This window comes from Aquirufa sp. 5-AUSEE-100C1 (assembly GCF_054558655.1).
Genome location: NZ_JBPXKO010000003.1, coordinates 603634 through 622666 on the forward strand (window position 1 = coordinate 603634; position 19033 = coordinate 622666).

At 41.8% G+C, this 19033-nt stretch carries 18 protein-coding genes and 1 tRNA gene; 12 read left to right on the forward strand and 7 right to left on the reverse strand.

Features of this window, described 5'->3' with window-relative positions:
- Positions 1–80 precede the first annotated feature (80 nt).
- From ACMH5P_RS09765 to ACMH5P_RS09775, 3 genes are all read left to right on the forward strand, one after another.
- A complete protein-coding gene (locus ACMH5P_RS09765; protein ID WP_459494181.1) occupies positions 81–551 on the forward strand; it encodes a MarR family winged helix-turn-helix transcriptional regulator in 471 nt (156 codons plus the stop codon).
- Positions 548–2338, forward strand: a complete 1791-nt coding sequence (locus tag ACMH5P_RS09770; RefSeq protein WP_459494182.1) for an acyl-CoA dehydrogenase family protein — start codon at positions 548–550, stop codon at positions 2336–2338. Before ACMH5P_RS09765 ends, ACMH5P_RS09770 begins: the two co-directional genes overlap by 4 nt.
- An 88-nt stretch (positions 2339–2426) precedes the next feature.
- Positions 2427–3329: an OmpA/MotB family protein gene (locus ACMH5P_RS09775; RefSeq protein WP_459494183.1), complete on the forward strand. Its 903-nt coding sequence runs from the start codon at positions 2427–2429 to the stop codon at positions 3327–3329.
- 47 nt (positions 3330–3376) lie between these two features.
- Here ACMH5P_RS09775 and ACMH5P_RS09780 read toward each other — a convergent pair whose 3' ends face one another.
- Both ACMH5P_RS09780 and ACMH5P_RS09785 read right to left on the reverse strand, forming a co-directional pair.
- Complete coding sequence (locus tag ACMH5P_RS09780; RefSeq protein ID WP_459494184.1) at positions 3377–3688, reverse strand: LytR/AlgR family response regulator transcription factor; 312 nt, start codon at positions 3686–3688, stop codon at positions 3377–3379.
- 128 nt (positions 3689–3816) lie between these two features.
- A tRNA-Met gene (locus tag ACMH5P_RS09785) sits at positions 3817–3889 on the reverse strand.
- A gap of 98 nt (positions 3890–3987) precedes the next feature.
- Here ACMH5P_RS09785 and era point away from each other — a divergent pair.
- Together era and der are read left to right on the forward strand one after the other, a co-directional pair.
- Positions 3988–4890 carry a GTPase Era gene (gene era / locus ACMH5P_RS09790; RefSeq protein ID WP_459494185.1) on the forward strand — a complete coding sequence of 301 codons (903 nt, stop codon included), beginning with the start codon at positions 3988–3990 and terminating at the stop codon, positions 4888–4890.
- Between the two features lie 12 nt (positions 4891–4902).
- Positions 4903–6225: a ribosome biogenesis GTPase Der gene (der, locus tag ACMH5P_RS09795; protein ID WP_459494186.1), complete on the forward strand. Its 1323-nt coding sequence runs from the start codon at positions 4903–4905 to the stop codon at positions 6223–6225.
- Here the strand turns inward: der and ACMH5P_RS09800 are convergent.
- Both ACMH5P_RS09800 and ACMH5P_RS09805 read right to left on the reverse strand, forming a co-directional pair.
- Positions 6205–7242, reverse strand: a complete 1038-nt coding sequence (locus ACMH5P_RS09800; protein ID WP_459494187.1) for a WD40/YVTN/BNR-like repeat-containing protein — start codon at positions 7240–7242, stop codon at positions 6205–6207. The genes der and ACMH5P_RS09800 overlap by 21 nt on opposite strands.
- 48 nt (positions 7243–7290) lie before the next feature.
- Positions 7291–9609 (reverse strand): T9SS type A sorting domain-containing protein, encoded by a 2319-nt coding sequence (locus tag ACMH5P_RS09805; protein WP_459494188.1) that lies wholly within the window; start codon positions 9607–9609, stop codon positions 7291–7293.
- Positions 9610–9829: 220 nt separating this feature from the next.
- On the opposite strand from ACMH5P_RS09805, the gene ACMH5P_RS09810 reads away from it, so the two are divergent.
- Entirely contained in the window at positions 9830–11503 is a 1674-nt protein-coding gene (locus tag ACMH5P_RS09810) for a glutamine--tRNA ligase/YqeY domain fusion protein (protein ID WP_459494189.1), read from the forward strand.
- Here ACMH5P_RS09810 and ftsY read toward each other — a convergent pair whose 3' ends face one another.
- From ftsY to rpmG, 3 genes are all read right to left on the reverse strand, one after another.
- Positions 11504–12484: a signal recognition particle-docking protein FtsY gene (gene ftsY / locus ACMH5P_RS09815; protein WP_459494190.1), complete on the reverse strand. Its 981-nt coding sequence runs from the start codon at positions 12482–12484 to the stop codon at positions 11504–11506.
- 94 nt (positions 12485–12578) lie between these two features.
- Entirely contained in the window at positions 12579–12731 is a 153-nt protein-coding gene (locus tag ACMH5P_RS09820; RefSeq protein WP_109324168.1) for a DUF4295 domain-containing protein, read from the reverse strand.
- 20 nt (positions 12732–12751) lie between these two features.
- Positions 12752–12934 (reverse strand): 50S ribosomal protein L33, encoded by a 183-nt coding sequence (gene rpmG / locus ACMH5P_RS09825; RefSeq protein ID WP_109325429.1) that lies wholly within the window; start codon positions 12932–12934, stop codon positions 12752–12754.
- A gap of 166 nt (positions 12935–13100) precedes the next feature.
- On the opposite strand from rpmG, the gene ACMH5P_RS09830 reads away from it, so the two are divergent.
- From ACMH5P_RS09830 to ACMH5P_RS09855, 6 genes are read left to right on the forward strand one after another with little or no spacing between them, the layout of a single operon-like run.
- Positions 13101–14315 (forward strand): NADH-quinone oxidoreductase subunit D, encoded by a 1215-nt coding sequence (locus ACMH5P_RS09830; protein WP_459494191.1) that lies wholly within the window; start codon positions 13101–13103, stop codon positions 14313–14315.
- A 2-nt stretch (positions 14316–14317) separates the two neighbouring features.
- Positions 14318–15295 carry a polyprenyl synthetase family protein gene (locus tag ACMH5P_RS09835; protein WP_459494192.1) on the forward strand — a complete coding sequence of 326 codons (978 nt, stop codon included), beginning with the start codon at positions 14318–14320 and terminating at the stop codon, positions 15293–15295.
- A gap of 44 nt (positions 15296–15339) precedes the next feature.
- Entirely contained in the window at positions 15340–15969 is a 630-nt protein-coding gene (locus ACMH5P_RS09840) for a rhomboid family intramembrane serine protease (protein ID WP_459494193.1), read from the forward strand.
- Positions 15966–17126, forward strand: coding sequence for a 1-deoxy-D-xylulose-5-phosphate reductoisomerase (locus ACMH5P_RS09845; protein WP_459494194.1), 1161 nt, complete (start codon positions 15966–15968; stop codon positions 17124–17126). The genes ACMH5P_RS09840 and ACMH5P_RS09845 overlap by 4 nt, the downstream gene beginning before the upstream one ends.
- 2 nt (positions 17127–17128) lie before the next feature.
- Positions 17129–18499 (forward strand): RIP metalloprotease RseP, encoded by a 1371-nt coding sequence (gene rseP, locus ACMH5P_RS09850; RefSeq protein WP_459494195.1) that lies wholly within the window; start codon positions 17129–17131, stop codon positions 18497–18499.
- 2 nt (positions 18500–18501) lie between these two features.
- A complete protein-coding gene (locus tag ACMH5P_RS09855; RefSeq protein ID WP_459494196.1) occupies positions 18502–18987 on the forward strand; it encodes a DUF6702 family protein in 486 nt (161 codons plus the stop codon).
- Positions 18988–19033: the final 46 nt, after the last annotated feature.

The following is a 19033-nucleotide window of genomic DNA, read 5'->3' on the forward strand; positions in this document are numbered from 1 at the left end:
GGAATTTGAAAATAGGATGCTTGCATCCTATTTTTTTTTATTTCAAATTTACAAAGGTATGTCGGCATACTTCTATAAATATGAAAGCAGAAAAAACCGTTGATTTTCAAATCAAATCCAGTTGGTACGCGATTAGTCGTATGTATAATACGTACTCCGCGCAATTCGATATGACCATGGCCATCGGCTATGTATTATTGCACATAGACAAGGAGGGGACTCCTGCAACGAAGATTGCGCCTGCTCTAGGTTTGGAGTCTCGCAGTTTGACTCGCATGTTGAAGACTTTGGAAGATAAGAAGTGGATTCGGCGGGAGGCGAATTATGCTGATAAGCGCGTAGTTAAGATTTTTTTGACGGATTTGGGAAAGGAAAAACGCGATCAAGCACGTCAAGGGGTTTTGCTATTTAATGAGCTGGTTTACCAGCGAATTGGTGAGGAAAAGCTTGCCGATTTTTTTGAAATAATTGGTTCCATCAACCATATTTTGGAAACGGAATCAGAGACTATATTTAATTCTTTGTCAACTAAATTAAATCCAAAGCCATGAGTAGTTTAAATGCCTTTAAAGGGGGTGAGTTTTTGATTCGCCCGTTATTGCCTGAAGAAATATTTATTCCGGAGGATTTTACGGAAGAGCAGCGAATGATTGGTCAGACTTGTCTAGATTTTATTCGTACAGAAGTGCATCCCATTTTGGATGAGATTGATTTTGCGAAAGATTCATCTGTGATGGTCGGTTTATTGGATAAGGCTGGTGAGTTAGGCTTATTGGGGACATCTGTTCCGGAGGAGTACGGTGGATTTGGTATGGATTTCAATACCTCGATGTTGGTCGCTGAGGCCTGCGGTGGTGGACATTCCTTTGCGGTCGCTTTATCTGCGCATACGGGTATCGGAACGCTACCGATTGTGTATTATGGGACAGAAGAACAAAAGAAAACGTATTTGCCAAAGTTAGCATCAGGAGAATGGAAGGCAGCTTACTGTTTGACGGAGCCGGATTCAGGTTCAGACGCTAATGCGGGAAAGACGAAGGCGAAATTGAATGAGGCGGGAACACATTATGTTTTGAATGGTCAAAAAATGTGGATCACGAATGGCGGATTTGCTGATTTGTTTATTGTCTTTGCGAAAATTGATGATGATAAAAACTTAACTGCGTTTTTGGTGGAGCGTTCATTCCCTGGAATTTCCATGAATGAGGAAGAGCGTAAGATGGGTATTAAGGGAAGTTCAACGCGTCAAATCTTTTTTACGGATTGTGAGGTACCAGTTGAAAATCTCTTGTTTAAGCGAGAGGGTGGATTTAAGATTGCTGTTAATATATTGAATATTGGACGGATAAAATTGGCAGCTGCGGTAATTGGTGGCTGTAAGGGATTAATCGATTTGTCGGTCAATTATTCAAATGAGCGTAAGCAATTTGGCAAATCAATTCATTCATTTGGAGCGATTCAGGCCAAGTTGGGAACGATGATTAGTCGGACCTATGCCTCAGAAGCAGCATGTTACCGGGCAGGTCAGAACATTGATGAATCAATCGCTAGCTTAAAAGCATCAGGCATGTCTGACGCCGAAGCTAAGTTAAAAGGGGTAGAACAATTTGCTATTGAATGTGCAATTCTAAAAGTTCATGGATCTGAGGTGTTAGATTATGTGGTGGATGAGGGCGTGCAAATTTATGGTGGTATGGGATTCTCTGCGGAGGCTCCTTTGGAACGATCGTACAGGGATTCTCGTATAAATCGAATATTCGAAGGGACCAATGAGATTAACCGGCTTTTAGCGGTGGGTACGGTTCTTAAGCGTGCGATGAAAGGTGAGATTGAATTGATGCCAGCTGCCATGGCGGTAGGGAAGGAAATTTTAGGAGTTCCTGATTTTTCTACTGATGTTCCGCAGGGTATTTTTGGAAAGGAGTATAAAGTAATTGCAAATGCCAAGAAGGCGATTTTGATGGCTGCCGGTGCGGCATTACAGAAGTTTACGACTGAGATTGAGCACCAACAGGAAATTTTGATGGGTTTAGCAGATATGATGATTGAAGTTTATGTAGCGGAATCGGCTTTGGTTCGTGTGGATAAATTGGCTCAGCGAGATGGAGAGGGTAAGCATCAAATAGCAAAGGAGTGTGCCATGGTTTATTTGCATGATGCAGTTGAAAAAGTGGCTCATGCGGGCCGAGAGGTTATTATGGGCTTCGCCAAAGGGGATGAATTGAATGTATTATTGATGGGCTTAAAGCGATTTACGAAGATTGATCCCTATAATTTGATTGAATCTCGTCGTAAGATCGCTGAGGAGGCCATTAGAAAAAATGGGTATATTTTTTAAATTTTTCGTTATTCAGGACAAAATATCTATTTTTGATTTTTACTTTTGTTAAAATACTTATTTACCATATTCCTTTAATTATACTTTTATGAAAAAATTAATTTGGGTGCTGGCGATGTTGCCATTTTTGTTCACCTCTTGTGCGAGCAAGAAAAAGATGACAGAATTGCAATCACGTTTAACAGAATTACAAGCGAGCAGTGAACAATCCGTTGCACGCGCAAAATCAGATTTAGCAGATTGTCAATCGTTGACGGCTAGTTTACAAGGTGAGGTGAAAAAGCGTGATGCCGATTTGGACGCGAAAAATAGCCAGTTGAAATCCTTGCAAGAGCAGTTGGATTACATGAAGAAGACAAATACCAATTTGTTGGATCGTTTATCAGATTTGTCTGTAATCAATAAATCAGGTGCTGAAAGTATTCGTAAATCATTGGATGCGTTAAACGAGCAAGGTAAGTATATCAAGGATTTGAATTCATCAATTCAAAAGAAAGATTCAGTGAATTTATCTTTAGTGATGAATTTAAAGCGTTCTTTGGCTGATGTGAATGATGAAGATGTATCGATTGAAGTGAAGAAAGGTGTTGTATACATCTCGATCTCTGATAAGTTGATGTTTGCATCTGGTTCTGCGACTGTTAGTTCTAAAGCTGAAGCTGTGTTAGCGAAGGTTGCTAAAGTGGTAAATGATCACAAAGGTTTAGATATCTTAGTTGAAGGACATACAGATGCTGTGCCAATTTCTACACCTGAGTTTAAAGATAACTGGGATTTAAGTGCAATGCGTGCGACTTCGGTTGTTCGTTTGTTGCAAACAAAATTTGGTGTCGATCCAACGCGTATGACTGCTGGAGGTCGTGGTGAGTATGAGCCACAATCTGGTAATAATAGCCGCGCTGGTCGTAAGCAAAACCGTCGTACGGAGATTATCGTTACACCGAAGTTGGATCAATTCTTTGAATTGCTTTCGGCACCATCAGGTAAATAATCATATTGAATTCACACAAAAGGGCTTCCAAATCGGAAGCCCTTTTTTTATATGCTTTTTTTGATGGTATCTCGCTTTCTTCTCGAAACGGGTAGTTTATTCCCATTTCTTAGTTCAATCATGTTTGTTTCATTGATTCCTTTCCCTGAAAGGTGCGCCTGATTAACTAAGTAAGATTTGTGAATTCGTAAAAAGGGGTGCAATCTTAATTGGGATTCAAATTTTTTCAATGTTTTCGCCATTGTAATGGGTTTGGCGTCTTTGATGTATATAATACTATAATTGCTTTTCCCTTCGATATATAGGACATCTGCAATTGGGCAATTTTGTAATCCAGGTAACTTAAGAGTCGTTTTCATCGCATTGAGTAATCCGTTCAATGCAAACCTATAAAATCAAAGGCCCTTCGTAAAGAAAGAATTATTAAGTGGTCAAGTTATTTTTTAGGATATAAAAAAAGGTCTTCGAATGAAGACCTTTTACTCTGTAGCGGGGGCCAGACTCGAACTGACGACCTTTGGGTTATGAGCCCAACGAGCTACCAACTGCTCCACCCCGCGATATATTGGAGTGCAAATATGCAGGGTTTTTTCGTGAAAAACAAGTATATTTGTGAAATATTCAATTCGCATCCCAATCGGGCAATTTATTTTTTGACATGGCCCAGCAGCACAAAGCAGGTTTTATCAGTATAATTGGCAAACCCAATGTTGGGAAGAGTACCTTAATGAATGCCTTAGTTGGGGAGCGCTTGTCGATTGTTAGTTCGAAGGCCCAAACTACACGTCATCGTATTTTGGGGATGCTCAATGGCGAATATGAGGGAGATGAGTATCAAATCATTTATTCGGATACCCCAGGCGTATTAATGCCAAAATATGAGTTGCATAAGTCGATGATGGCTTTTGTGAAGAATTCATTGGAAGATGCCGATGTGGTTTTATATGTAACGGATGTATTTGATACCTACGAGGATTTGGAATTTCTAACTAATTGGAAACACCATACCACGACACCGATAGTCGTTTTATTGAATAAGATTGATTTAGTTACAGAGGAGAAGTTGCAGGCGTGTATGGAATATTGGCAAGGAATTTTTCCAGGTAAGCCTATTCTGCCAATTTCTGCACAGGAGCATGTTCATTTGGATCAAATTTTTAAACATATTGTTGAGAATTTGCCTGTACATCCTCCGTTTTTCGATAAAGACGAGTTAACTGATAAGTCGGAGCGATTTTTTGCTGCCGAAATTATTCGCGAAAAGATATTTTTGAATTATAAAAAGGAGATTCCTTACTCCTGTGAAGTGGTTGTTACCTCATTTAAAGATGAGCCAACGATTTTGCGAATTGCCTCTGAGATTTATGTAGAACGTGTTTCGCAACGGGCTATTTTAATCGGACATAAAGGAGAAAGTATTAAGAAGGTTGGTATTCAGGCACGTGCTGATTTAGAGGCCTTCTTTGGTAAAAAAGTTTTTTTAGAGCAATTTGTGAAGGTAGAGCCAGATTGGCGTGCAAAAGCAGATAAATTGCGATCATTCGGGTATTCGCCCGATTAATTTTTAAGACAAATGTCAAATATTGTAGCCATTGTAGGCCGCCCAAATGTGGGTAAATCAACGTTGTTCAACCGTTTAATTGAACAGAAAAAAGCCATTATGGATAATATGTCGGGCGTTACGCGCGATCGCCATTATGGATATGGTCAATGGACGGGTAAATTCTTCTCTGTGATTGATACAGGAGGTTACGTTCATGGGTCGGAAGATATTTTTGAAGGAGCTATTCGTGAGCAAGTTGAATTAGCTATTGAAGAATCTGCCGTTCTTTTATTTGTTGTGGATTGTACAACGGGATTAACGGATTTAGATAAGGATTTTGCCAATATTTTACGCCGTTCTAAAAAGCCCGTTATTTTGGTGGCCAACAAGGCTGATACGAATGAGAAGGCAATGGCAGCTGCTGAGTTTTATGAGTTAGGACTTGGTGAGCCTTTCCCAATTGCAGCAGAGAGTGGTAGTGGAACAGGGGATATGTTGGATGAAATGATTTCGCATTTTAAAGATGAGGGAGTTGAGAATCCAGAGGCAGGTGTTCCCCGAGTAGCAATATTAGGCCGACCGAATGTTGGTAAATCTTCATTCTTAAACGCCTTGTTGGGACGCGATCGCTCAATCGTTACCGATATGGCAGGAACGACGCGTGACGCTATTCAAAATCGATATACACTTTACGGAAAGGATTTCATCATTACGGATACCGCGGGTATTCGAAGAAAGGCTCGAATAGATGATAACATTGAGTACTATTCGGTTTTACGTTCGATCAAAGCTTTAGAGGAGTGTGATATTGCGATTATTTTGATTGATGCGACAACGATAGACCCTTTAACAGGTTTAGAGGCTCAGGATATGAATATTGTGAGCATGGCTGATAAAGCGAAGAAAGGCATCGTTTTAATGGTGAATAAGTGGGATTTGGTGGCTAAGGACACCAATACAGCTAATCAATTGGAGAAGGCAATTAAGGAGCGTATGGCTCCCTTAAACTACATGCCTGTGATATTTACCTCGGTGATGGAAAAGAAACGTATATTCCAGGTCCTTGAAATGATGTTGGAGGTATATGAGAATCGTTCACAAAAAATTTCTACATCTAAATTGAACGATGTGATGCTTGAAGTCATTCAAAATTACCCTCCTCCAGCATGGAAGGGAAAATATATCAAGATTAAGTATTGCACGCAGGTTTCTACTCCGTATCCTACGTTTATCTTCTTCTGTAATTTACCACAGTATATTAAGGAGAGTTACGAGCGTTATTTAGAAAATCAGATGCGCAAAAATTTCAAATTAGACGGGACGCCTATTTCTTTATTTTTCAGAAAGAAATAATTGGTTTATGGACGAAAGGCTGATGTATCCTAATTGGCCTTTCGCCCCGATTCCCCAAATAACATCGCCCACTTGAATGATATTATGATAGTGGGAATCGCCTAGACGCTTCCACCTTTTTGTTTTCTCATGGTAGGCCGCACTTTGACTTGGTCCACTCACAATCCAGTACGGTTTCGCCCAAATAACTTTTTCCATATAGAATTTTGGGGTATTGGCCATCGGTGTCCAATGCATACCCGCATCTTGGCTTATTAAAATTGGGATGGAAGATTCATTTAATTTCCGATAATCGCCACCCACAGCCCATAGAGTTTTCTTGTTTTTTGCTCCGATGGAAAAGTATCCTTTTGCCTCACCTGCGTTTACCTTTAATGGAATGGATGTCCACGAGTCTCTATCTATGTCGTATTGGTATATTTTCACGCTGTCGGCACCTCCACCAATTAAGTGTATTTTATTTCCTAATTGAATCATACTGGAGCCACTTGCCGCGAAAAATGCCTCCTTGGTTTGTAGTAGGGGAGATTTAGTGGGATTGATACGAATGACATGATCTTTTAACACACTAAACAAGGTAAGTCTTTGATCAATCGGATCCGCTAGCAGCCATGCTTTTTTATTTTTATCATCCCATTGTAAGCAGTCATAGAAATAGCCACTCTCAGTATTGTTTAATCGTAGTGTCCAATTCTTTCCTTCGTTATTTGATGCATAGATGCGCGCTTTCCCTTCCTCCGATGGTCCTGCACTCATCAGCATGATTTCCTGTTCATTGACGATTGCTAAATCTCGGAAATCCAGGTTTTCGGCATTGGGAACTTGCGTGAATTCCCATGTTCTTCCTCCATCACGGGAATGCCCAACGGTCCCCTGTGTTCCTCCTACCCAGATATGAGTTCCATTTGCTTTCAGTGCACGAAAAGAGGCTTGGCTTGGAATGGATACCGAAATCCATTGGCCATATGCAGATAGATTTACTGCAATTAGAATCGCGTACAAGAGTTTTTTCATCATAAAAAAAGCCGATCGTTTCGGATCGGCTTCAATTAAATGGCTATGTAATTATTTATTTACAATCACTTTGCTAACAAATGATTTACCTCCATCTGCTTTAATCTGTAAGATGTAGATTCCATTTGCTAATCCACTTACTTCTAAGATTGACGTGCCATCTGTATTAGCGATTTTTCCGCTGTATACTGGACGTCCTACCATGTCGTATAAGGTGATTTCTCCGTTAACCCAATCTTCTAAGATTTGAATTTGAACTTTGGCACTTAAGTCTGTGCTAGAAGTTGCTGTAATTGGATTTGGATACACAGCTACACCTGAATAATCTGGATCTACTACGTAGGTATATTTTACAGCATCTGTAATACAAGTTAATGGAGTTCCATCAATTGTATAAAGATACTTACGTGCTACCGTATAGTCTCCGGCAGTTTTTACTTTCGTGATGAAGGTCTTCGGATTCAGTACCGTTGAACCAAATTTCCACAAGTATTCGCCTGCACCTGTAGCATTAACAGTCGCTGCAGATGGGAAATTAGTCGCCTTCAATGTGTAAACACCTTCTTTCAAAATCTTCGTATCTGACCCTAATGCTGGATTTGGTTGGGCTACGACTTTAATCGCATTTGAATTCAAAGAAATACATCCATTGGCATCGCGCGCAGTTGCCGTATATGTCCCACTTGTTTTCACATCAGCTAAAATTTTGCCTTCAAACTTCGTACTCCAGATTACATCATTTGTTGTTGTCGCTACTAAGCTTACCGCATTAATTGCACCACTTTCTGACTTAACGCAGAAGAATGGAGAGGCTCCGTTTGCTGTTGCAATGGTTGGTGCCGCTGGTAATGGAAGAACGGTAATTGTTACAGGCGCAGAAGCTAATGAATAACAACCGTCAGTGTTGATGACACGTACTGTGTAGCTACCAGCTTTATCAATTTTCACCGACTTTGTTGATAACATATTGCTCCAGTCATATTTGGTTGCTTCACCGTTTGCTAAATCAGAGGATTCTAACTCCGCTTCAATTGGTGTACCAAAGCACCAGCCTAATTTCGTTTTCGCAGTAATACTTGGTGTAGCGGGACGATCATAGTTTGAAACTGCCAATTCATCCGAGATTGGTGAGTTACAGCCATAATTTGATACATAGGAAACTTGTACTGAAACGTTAGAACCTGCCTTAATACTCGACAAGGTTCCTAAGTTACTTTGAGCCACGCCATTGTAATACCAAGTAAACGTTGCTGGCGCTGTAGGTTTAGCTGGCATTAAATAGCCTTGTTGCTTCACTAAACTAGCTGAGTCAACTCGCAAAGTCGTTACATCATCCAAGCAATATTTTGGATTTCCTAAAATAACAGGTTTGTCAAGGGTAATTTTATTAATGCTAAAATTGTTTGAGTCTGTAAACCCACAGAAACTTGCACCACCTTTGGAAGATACACGAACGAAATAATTTCCTGAATTACCACTGTTGATAAAGCCTGATCTGTTCGTTTCAACAGCTACATTGTTGTAGAACCATTGGTAAGATAATTTATCCTTGTACGCGTCCGTTAAGGTTGTATTCAACTTGATGTTTACGCCATTACAAATCTCCGTCCAATCAGGTCCTAATGCTCCTGCCGACGTTAATGTGATTGTTCTTGGTGGGTAATATTCCTTATTTACAATCGTTCTTCCAGTTTGAGATACTGGATAAGTATTTACTGGATTGTAATTAACATCTTGGTAAATTTGGTTGAACTTACATTTTGCAGAATAAGTACCTTCTTGGTAATCCCCATTGATACTCAAAATACCATCAAATTCTTCAAAAACGACTTCTGATGTTCCATCTGGTTTTGTCCATTCCACCTCATCGTAACACCCTACAGCTTGTAAGCGAACGACGCCCCCAGTTCCGTTTTCGATCGAAGCACATTCTCTGCTCAACACCTTAACCGTAGGAACTAATTCATTCACAGGTTGAGGTAAAACGTAAATATTAACAGTCGCTTTCGGATCATTCGGTCCATTTGCGCTTAAACATTTTACAGAATATTCATACGTAGATTTTGGGTCAGTTAACCAAAGTCCCCCAGGAATATTTCCCAAAGGTACCGTAGAAACTAATGTTGTAGCAGGAGAGCCATAAGCAACATCCCAATCGTTCGTCAAGTCAAACGTCTGCCCTTGAGCATTCGTTGCTGACCAGTCATAGCCCGACGCACAACCTGAAACAGTAAAACTAACCGTGTAACTGTTTACACCGTTAATGTTTACGTTCGTACTGTTGTTGATACGAGGGCTGTTTTGCGCATTTGCATGAAAACAAATGATTGCTATTGCAAATACCAATGTGATTTTGAATAATTTATTCATTATGATAAGGAATAATTGAGTAGATATTCTGGTTAAAACTTGTTGCTGTAATTTTCAAATGCTAAGATAAAAATTATTTTTTACATAATATAGAAAAATTATTAATTGGTAGCCGATAGCCGTTTTTTTACTAACGTGATATCTCAAAATTTAGTATACATGGTAGCTAAAATATGTTTATTTTTGTGGCTACTTTACAATTGATCCAGCAAAAAAAGCGATGATGGAAGAATCCAAATCCAAACCCTTAAATTTTCTAGAAGAAATCATACAATCAGATATCGCTGCAGGTAAATATCCGCAGGGGATTTTTACGCGTTTCCCGCCGGAGCCCAATGGCTATTTGCACATCGGTCACGCGAAAAGCATTTGTTTGAATTTTGGTCTAGCTCAGAAATTTGGCGGCAAAACAAATCTTCGTTTTGATGATACCAATCCAATGACCGAAGAAACTGAGTACGTCGAATCCATCAAGTCCGATGTTGCCTGGTTAGGTTTCTCTTGGGAAAATGAATTGTATGCTTCCAACTACTTTGAGCAGATATATCAGTTTGCGGTTTCATTGATTGAAAAAGGTTTGGCCTATGTTGATGACTCAACGGCCGAAGAAATTGCGGCTCAGAAAGGTACCCCAACGTCCCCCGGCTCCAATAGCCCATTCCGCAATCGTTCGGTAGAGGAGAATCTTGCCCTTTTTACAGCCATGCGAAATGGCGAATTCCCTGATGGCGCCAAGGTATTAAGAGCAAAAATCGATATGGCCCATCCAAATATGCACATGCGTGATCCCTTGATGTACCGCATTCGCCATGTGCCTCATCATCGTACAGGCACTCAATGGTGCATTTACCCCATGTATGACTTTGCCCACGGCCAAAGTGACTCCATGGAAGGTATCACCCATTCGATCTGTACCTTAGAGTTTGATGTCCATAGACCACTTTATGATTGGTTTATCAATAAATTGGATATTTTCCCATCCCATCAATATGAATTTGCGCGCTTGAACTTGTCGCATACTGTGATGAGTAAACGTAAACTTCTTCAATTAGTCAATGAGAAAGTGGTTTCGGGTTGGGACGATCCGCGCATGCCTACCATCTCAGCGTATCGTCGTCGTGGTTTCACGGCGGCATCGATTCGTAATTTCTGTGATCGTATTGGTGTCGCCAAACGGGATAACCTGATTGATATTAGTCTATTGGAATTTTGTATCCGGGAGGATTTAAATAAATTGGCCGACCGTGTTATGGCAGTGCTTGATCCTGTTAAATTAGTCATTACCAATTACCCGGAAGGCCAAACAGAAGATTTGCTCGTTGAGAATAATCCTGAGGATCCGGAAACAGGGAAACGTGTAGTTCCTTTCTCGCGTGAATTGTATATTGAACGCGAGGATTTCATGGTCGAACCGCCGAAGAAATTCTTCCGATTAGGTCCCGGATTACAAGTTCGCTTAAAAGGCGCCTATATCATCACCTGCGATCATTTCGAACTCAATGCGGATGGTTCAGTGAAAGAAATTCACGCTTCTTACATTCCCGAAAGTAAATCCGGCCAAGATACCTCCGGTATTCATGTGAAAGGAACGATTCACTGGGTATCCATTCCACATGCAGTCAACGCAGAGGTTCGTCTATTTGATCGCTTGTTGATCGTAGAAGATGCATCGGAACTCGGAGATGACTTTGTCAAATTCATTAATCCAGAATCCCTTCAAATTATCGAAAATGCGTTTGTTGAGCCGAGCTTAGCTCAAGCTACCGTCGGCGAAGCAGTACAGTTTATAAGAAAGGGGTATTTCTGCCTGGACCGAGATTCAAAACCCGGACATCTTGTTTTCAATCGTACCGTAACCTTAAAGGATACTTGGGCGAAAGAGCAGAAGAAATAGTTATTTTTTGGCGAAAAGGGAATCGACAAAAGTCGTTTTGTTAAACACTTGCAAGTCGGAGACTTTTTCGCCAACCCCAATATACTTCACCGGGATCTTGAACTGATCAGATATACCGATCACCACGCCTCCTTTTGCCGTACCATCTAATTTGGTAATTGCCAATGCCGTTACCTCCGTCGCTTTCGTGAATTCCTGTGCCTGAATGAAGGCATTTTGACCTGTAGATCCATCCAGGACTAAAAGAACCTCATGCGGTGCCTCCGGGATGAACTTTTGAACGACGCGTTTCATTTTAGACAATTCCGTCATCAAATTAACCTTTGTATGCAATCGACCTGCCGTATCTATGATGACGATATCCGCCTGCATATCCACCGCTTTTTTAACCGTATCAAAGGCCACTGATGCCGGATCCGTGTTCATGCCATGGTCAATGACCGGAATCCCCACTCGCTCTCCCCAAAGTTTTAATTGATCCACTGCAGCCGCACGGAACGTATCAGCCGCACCTAAAACAACTTTCAATCCGTTCTGGTGAAATTGGGAGGCCAACTTCCCAATGGTTGTGGTTTTACCCACACCATTCACCCCCACGACCATGATCACATAGGGTTTTTGAGCGGGTTCTGCGAAGGCATTTTCAATGTCGTAGGATTTGTTCTCATCAAGCAGTGCAGCAACTTCTTCGCGCAATACTTGATCTAATTCTTCCGTCGACACGAATTTATCGCGTTCCACGCGACGCTCAATTCGCTCAATGATTTTCAGGGTTGTGGCCACCCCGACATCGGAAGTTAATAGGATTTCCTCCAACTCATCCAATACATCATCATCGACCTTCGATTTTCCCAAAACCGCACGCCCCATTTTGGAAATAAACCCTTCTTTGGTCTTTTCCAAGCCTTTTTCCAAGGCCTCTTCGAGGTTAGCTTGCTCCTCTGGAGCCGGTTTCTTTTTGAGAAAATCAAATAATCCCATGGGATAATTAGTCTAATGTGTGTTGAAGGTAAACAAAAAAAAGTCCCCGAAAAAGGGACTTCAATATGCTAGCGATAAATTGCCGACGAAAAAACTAGTTTTTCAATGCAGCGTTAACCTCATCTTGAAGAATAATCTCCTCCTTGAAGGTATAAGCTCCTGTCGTTGGGTTTTTAACCGCCTTAATGATTTTAGCGTATTTTACGCCGCCTTCTTTCTTTAGTGTTGCAACTACTTTCTTAGCCATGATTCGTGGGTATTAAAACCTTATTTAATTTCTTTGTGTAGAGTAACTTTCTTCAATACTGGGTTGTATTTCTTCAACTCAATACGAGCAGTTGTGTTTTTACGATTCTTAGTCGTGATGTAACGTGACATCCCTGGTAGACCAGACTCTTTGTGCTCTGTACATTCCAAAATTACTTGGATGCGATTTCCTTTCTTTGCCATAATTGTAAAATCTGTTTACGCCTCGATTCGAAACGGAATGCAAAGGTATAAGAAATATTTTTTTTGCCAAACACTTTCCCGAAAATATCTGATAAATAATTGATAAACTTCGATTGCCTATCCTTGCATGCTTTTAAATGTGAGATACTTTCTTCATTTTTGTTTAATGAATTCCATTCAATACGAATTTTCACCTCAAAATTTTCAAGATTCCGACCCCAATCAGTACCAATTAGCTGATTTGAAATCGGAGGAAATGTTGATTTCCTTGGGGCCACAACACCCCTCAACGCACGGGGTTTTGCGCCTTGAGGTGATTTCTGATGGAGAACTCGTGGTGGATGTTGTGCCACACCTGGGCTATTTGCACCGTTGTTTCGAAAAACACGCAGAGGCTTTGCCTTACAATCAGATTATTCCTTACGTTGACCGACTGGATTACATGGCCTCCATGAATTCCGAGCATGCCTATGTCATGGGGGTGGAAAAAATGTTAGGAATCGCTGGTACCTTGCCTAAGCGCATTGAGTATATCCGCGTTTTGGTGGCCGAGTTAAATCGGATCGCGTCTCATTTTGTGGCCATTGGTACCTATGGCCTCGACATCGGAGCTTACACGCCTTTTCTATGGGTCATGCGCGACCGGGAACACATCCAACGCTTGTTGGAATGGCTCTCTGGTGCTCGCATGCTTTATAATTACGTATGGGTGGGAGGCCTATTTTATGACCTGCCCATCGGTTTCGAAGAACGTACGGCCGAATTAATTCCCGTGATGAAGAATACGATTTCCGAGGTTCAAAAAATCGTCGAGGAAAATTCCATTTTCATCAAGCGTACCGCCAATATCGGCGTCTTACCCTTAAACCTAGCCATCAATTATGGCTGTACGGGACCCGTTTTGCGTGGTTCAGGTTTAGCGTTTGACCTTCGCAAAGTGGATGCTTATTCCGTTTACCCCGAGTTAGAATTTGATGTTCCCGTTGGGGAAGGATCAAAAGGCCAAACCGGCGATTGTTGGGATCGTAACCATGTTCGCGTACTCGAATGCATCGAGTCGATCCGGATTATCGAGCAATGTATTTCTGCCTTGACGAATGAGCATAAAAGAACCCCTTCCTTTGATCCACAAGAATTCGTTCCCAAGAAAATAAGACCTGTTGCACAAGATATTTATGCACGTGCCGAAAACCCCAAAGGCGAATTAGGTTTTTACATCCGTGCTGATGGGAAATCAGACATTCCAAGTCGCATGAAGGTACGTGCCTGCTCGTTTCTTCACCTATCAATCATCCCTGAACTAGCCAAGGGGGCCTATTTGGCCGATTTAGTGGCTATCATCGGTTCCATGGATTTAGTCATGGGAGAAGTCGACCGTTAATTATGAACCAAGAATTTTTAGCCGCTCTTGAAGCAGAAATCAAGCAACAAGCTCTCGGGAATTCCCCCAAGGAATTGTACGATCCGATTCGTTACCTCATGCAATTGGGAGGCAAACGAATTCGTCCCGTGCTTTGTTTGTTGAGCTATTCCTTATTCAAGACCGATTGGCAGAAAGTCGTTCCCACGGCGCTCTCCATCGAAATCTTCCATAATTTCACCTTGATGCATGATGACATCATGGACAAAGCACCCTTGCGACGCGGCAAGCAAACGGTTCATGAAAAATGGAATGACAACATCGCTATTCTTTCTGGGGATGTGATGCTCGTGAATGCCTACCAATATTTAAATCAATGCCAACATTTGTCCTTGGCTGAATACCAAAACCTATTAGTGCGCTTTAATCGGACAGCGGCAGAGGTTTGTGAAGGCCAACAAATGGATATGAATTTCGAGACGCGCGACCAAGTCAGCGTGGAAGAATACATTGAAATGATTCGCCTGAAGACATCTGTTTTAATCGGCTTGTCGATGGAGATGGGTGGTATATTGGCGGGAGTAGATGCGGAAAAAGCACGCATCTTGTATGAAATCGGCGAGTGTATCGGTCTAGGTTTCCAGTTGAAGGATGATTTGTTGGATGTCTATGGGGATCCAGAAAAATTCGGAAAGCAAGTGGGAGGGGATATTTTGGCCAACAAAAAAACATTCTTGCTAATCAGAGCACTTGAAACGGCGCAGGGTGAGTCGGCGAAAACCTTGCAACATTGGCTTACTGTGGCCAATCCGAATTCGGAGGAAAAGGTGAAGGCGGTAACCGCTCTTTACACCGATCTAGGCATCCGGGCGGAAACCGAGCAAAAAATTAATCAGTATTTTGATCAGGCCTTTCAATCCATCGATCGATTAAACTTGAATTCGGATCAAAAAGCAGCGCTAGGCAAATTCCTTTCGGGGTTGGTTGATCGGGAAGTTTAATGTAGTTTTGTAGGCTAAATTTTAAAGGGCATCGCCCAAATTCCATGGGGAATACAAATTCACTCAGTTTCTTGATTATGGCCGTAACAGTTGGCATTTCCCTGCTCGCCTGGCAAAAGCCAGCTTGGCTGGACGCGATGATGATGTCCCCGTATCGAATTGATCGAAAGAAAGAATATTGGCGATTTATTACGTCCGGCTTTATACACGCCGACTTCGCCCATTTATTTTTTAATCTCTTTTCTTTCTACTTTTTTGGTACGCAGTTAGAATATATTTTCGGAATCATATTCCCAGGTTTTGGCGGGGAGGTATTTATCCTTTTCTATTTATTAGCCATTCTAGTGGCTGATTTGCCAACGTATTTTAAGCAGCGGAATAATCCTTATTTTAATTCCTTAGGGGCCTCTGGTGCAGTATCTGCAGTCATCTTTGCGGGTATCATGTTCTTCCCCACCGAAAAAATCTATCTTTTCGGATTCGTGGGAATTCCCGGATTCATCTATGCGGGGCTATTTACATGGTATTCTATCGCGATGGATCGTCGGGGTCGTGATTACGTCAATCATTCGGCCCATTTATATGGTGGACTTTTTGGTGTGCTGTTTATCACCTTGACGCGACCATCCACTTGGGTTGAATTCTTTTCACAAATTTTAGCCATGCTCGGATGAAAAGAATAGCGATTTTAGGTTCAACAGGTTCCATCGGAACGCAAGCTTTGGATGTTGTTAAACAGCATTCTGATGTTTTTTCGGTGACGGTTTTAACCGCACAATCCAATGCCGGTTTGTTGATCGAACAAGCCTTGCAATTCCAGCCAAGCCACGTGGTTATCGGCGATGAAAGCAAATACGATTATGTTAAAACCTCCTTAGCAGGAAGTTCCATACACGTCATGGCCGGAGCGGAAGCCTTGCAGGAAGTGGTTTGTTTGGACACGGTTGATATCGTTTTGACAGCCTTGGTCGGTTATGCGGGTTTATTGCCTACGGTGAAAGCGATTAAGGCTAAGAAGCCGATTGCTTTGGCCAACAAAGAAACTTTGGTGGTCGCGGGATCCTTGATTATGCCCTTGGCGCGGGAGATGGGAGTCCCTATTTTACCTGTAGATTCAGAGCATTCAGCCATTTTTCAGTGTTTGATGGGTGAATCCCACAATCAGATTGAAAAGGTGATTTTGACTGCTTCGGGTGGTCCATTCCGTGGAAAGAAGCGGGAGGAATTAGCGGAAGTTACGCGTGCGCAAGCGCTGAAACATCCCAATTGGACCATGGGAGCCAAGATTACCATTGACTCAGCGAGCTTAATGAACAAAGGATTGGAGGTCATTGAAGCGGCTTGGTTGTTTGATGTGAAGGCATCGCAAATCGATGTGGTGGTTCATCCCCAATCGATTGTGCATTCGCTCGTTCAATTCGAAGATGGTTCCATCAAGGCTCAATTGGGTTTGCCGGACATGAAGCTTCCCATTCAATTTGCCTTGGGGTATCCGAACCGGATATTAGCCGATTTTCCACGATTTGATTTTCGGGATTATGCTACTCTGACTTTTGAGCAACCGGATATGGAGACTTTCCGTAATTTGGGTTTAGCCTTTGAGGCATTAGATAAAGGAGGAAATCTTCCATGTATATTGAATGCGGCGAATGAAGTGGCCGTCGATGCATTCTTAAAGGACCAAATTGGCTTTTTAGCCATGTCGGATTTATTAGCCGATTGTATGCAGAATGGAACTTTTATATCGAATCCTAGTTTAGAAGACTATATAGATACAGATCAAGTAACAAGAGAAATGGCCCGTGTGTGGGTTAATAAACAAAATAAGTAAGTATGGAAGGTTTGATAATGGCGGGCCAACTCATTTTGGGGTTGTCGATTTTAGTAACATTACATGAGTTTGGACACTTCATTACAGCGAAGTGGTTCAAGATGCGTGTCGATAAGTTTTACCTATTTTTTGATTTCTTGTTTCCCATTCCAACGGTCTTAAACTTCGCGCTTTTCAAGAAGAAAGTAGGGGATACCGAATACGGTTTGGGTTGGTTCCCATTAGGGGGGTATGTATCCATTGCCGGTATGATTGATGAAACACAAGATGCGGCAACTTTGGCGAAAGAGCCTGAGCCTTGGGAGTTTCGCGCGAAACCGGCCTATCAAAGACTTATTGTGATGTTGGGCGGTGTCATCGTGAATGTCATCACAGGGGTTGTCATCTTCGTGGCCTTGACGTTTTCGAATGGAAATAATTTCATTTCCAAAGAGGAGCTGAATAAAAATGGAATTGTGGCTTTGGAATTAGGCCAGCAAATTGGATTGAAAACTGGCGATAAAGTGGTTAAAGTGAATGGTGCGGATTATAAATCTCTCGCTGATTTACGGACTTCCGATGTCTTGTTGGGCGAGAATTCATCTTACACTGTATTGCGCGATGGTCAGGAAATTGAGGTAAAAATTCCATCCAATTTCATCGAAAAATTAAGTGATAAGAAGGCTGCCTTCATCGAACCGGTAGCGGCCTTTAAGGTAGCGGAAGTAGCGGCTCCTGAAGAACCAGGTAGTGAAAAAGGCGAATTGTTACCAGCATATTCTGCCGGATTGAAGTCGGGCGACTATATTACCGCAGTCAATGGCCAAGCCATTCACTTCTATCATGAAATTAAGGTTGCCTTAGCTAAAGAAGCGGGTAAGCCCATCAAACTAGCAATCACCCGCCAAGGAAAATCGGATACGCTTTCCATGGTCGTGGCAAAGACCGGTCAAATCGGATTTATTCCTGAGTTGTTGATCAAGACCACGCATGAAGATTATACATTTGTCGAATCCGTTCAAATTGGAACAGGTCGTGCATTTTCAGTCATTTCAGACAATATTCGTGGATTTAAGAAAATTGCCACTGGGGATGTATCTGCTTCGAAAGCTCTAAGTGGTCCGATTGGTATCGCTCAAATGTTTGGGGGTGTTTGGGATTGGACGAGATTCTGGATGTTGACTGGTTTGTTGTCGATGGCATTAGCCTTTATGAACATCTTGCCAATTCCTGCTTTGGATGGCGGTCACGCTGTCTTTTTAATTTATGAAATGATCACGGGGAAACCGGCGTCGGAAAAGGTATTGGAGCGCGCCCAACAAGTGGGTATGTTGATTTTGTTAGCCTTGATGGCCTACACTTTTGGCAACGATATATTTAAAGCATTTTTCTAACATTGAAAAAAGCACTTTTCTTTTTATTCTTCGTGGCTTGGCCTGTTTTGGGGAATATGCACCCTTTTCACTCGAGTGTCGGGGAATGCATTTACAACCCCAAGGACAAAGTTTGGGAAATTAGCATTCGTCTTTTTCAGGACGATTTGGAATTAGGATTGAGCCAATTTACAGGCAAGCGCTTTATATTTCAAGATAGTCCACAAACCGATAAGGTTTTGGATGCCTACCTACGGAAACATCTAGGGACGCATTATAAAAATCAATTGCAAACGCCTTATCGCTATTTGGGCTGGGAGGCTGTCAAAGATGTCATTTGGGTCTATGTGGAGATTCCTACGGAACAATCTTTGAGCGGGACGTATTGGGAGAATAGTCTATTGGCTGATACGTTTCCTGATCAAACCAATCTTTTCCATGTAGCGCGTGGTGATCAAAAACGCTCCTATTTGTTTCAATCAACCAAATGGATTCAAGTATTTGAATAGGGCTAGTCTGCCAAAAGGTCATGTGGCATGAAATTTGATAAATGGT

What these genes read in the sequence shown, in the direction of transcription:
- der (WP_459494186.1), top strand. Translation starts at nt 4,903, where the DNA reads ATGTCAAATATTGTAGCCATTGTAGGCCGCCCAAATGTGGGTAAATCA.
- ACMH5P_RS09770 (WP_459494182.1), top strand. Translation starts at nt 548, where the DNA reads ATGAGTAGTTTAAATGCCTTTAAAGGGGGTGAGTTTTTGATTCGCCCG.
- ACMH5P_RS09840 (WP_459494193.1), top strand. Translation starts at nt 15,340, where the DNA reads ATGGGGAATACAAATTCACTCAGTTTCTTGATTATGGCCGTAACAGTT.
- ftsY (WP_459494190.1), bottom strand. Translation starts at nt 12,484, where the DNA reads ATGGGATTATTTGATTTTCTCAAAAAGAAACCGGCTCCAGAGGAGCAA.
- ACMH5P_RS09800 (WP_459494187.1), bottom strand. Translation starts at nt 7,242, where the DNA reads ATGATGAAAAAACTCTTGTACGCGATTCTAATTGCAGTAAATCTATCT.
- ACMH5P_RS09775 (WP_459494183.1), top strand. Translation starts at nt 2,427, where the DNA reads ATGAAAAAATTAATTTGGGTGCTGGCGATGTTGCCATTTTTGTTCACC.
- ACMH5P_RS09805 (WP_459494188.1), bottom strand. Translation starts at nt 9,609, where the DNA reads ATGAATAAATTATTCAAAATCACATTGGTATTTGCAATAGCAATCATT.
- ACMH5P_RS09765 (WP_459494181.1), top strand. Translation starts at nt 81, where the DNA reads ATGAAAGCAGAAAAAACCGTTGATTTTCAAATCAAATCCAGTTGGTAC.
- ACMH5P_RS09845 (WP_459494194.1), top strand. Translation starts at nt 15,966, where the DNA reads ATGAAAAGAATAGCGATTTTAGGTTCAACAGGTTCCATCGGAACGCAA.
- ACMH5P_RS09810 (WP_459494189.1), top strand. Translation starts at nt 9,830, where the DNA reads ATGATGGAAGAATCCAAATCCAAACCCTTAAATTTTCTAGAAGAAATC.
- ACMH5P_RS09830 (WP_459494191.1), top strand. Translation starts at nt 13,101, where the DNA reads ATGAATTCCATTCAATACGAATTTTCACCTCAAAATTTTCAAGATTCC.
- era (WP_459494185.1), top strand. Translation starts at nt 3,988, where the DNA reads ATGGCCCAGCAGCACAAAGCAGGTTTTATCAGTATAATTGGCAAACCC.
- ACMH5P_RS09780 (WP_459494184.1), bottom strand. Translation starts at nt 3,688, where the DNA reads ATGAAAACGACTCTTAAGTTACCTGGATTACAAAATTGCCCAATTGCA.
- ACMH5P_RS09835 (WP_459494192.1), top strand. Translation starts at nt 14,318, where the DNA reads ATGAACCAAGAATTTTTAGCCGCTCTTGAAGCAGAAATCAAGCAACAA.
- rpmG (WP_109325429.1), bottom strand. Translation starts at nt 12,934, where the DNA reads ATGGCAAAGAAAGGAAATCGCATCCAAGTAATTTTGGAATGTACAGAG.
- ACMH5P_RS09820 (WP_109324168.1), bottom strand. Translation starts at nt 12,731, where the DNA reads ATGGCTAAGAAAGTAGTTGCAACACTAAAGAAAGAAGGCGGCGTAAAA.
- rseP (WP_459494195.1), top strand. Translation starts at nt 17,129, where the DNA reads ATGGAAGGTTTGATAATGGCGGGCCAACTCATTTTGGGGTTGTCGATT.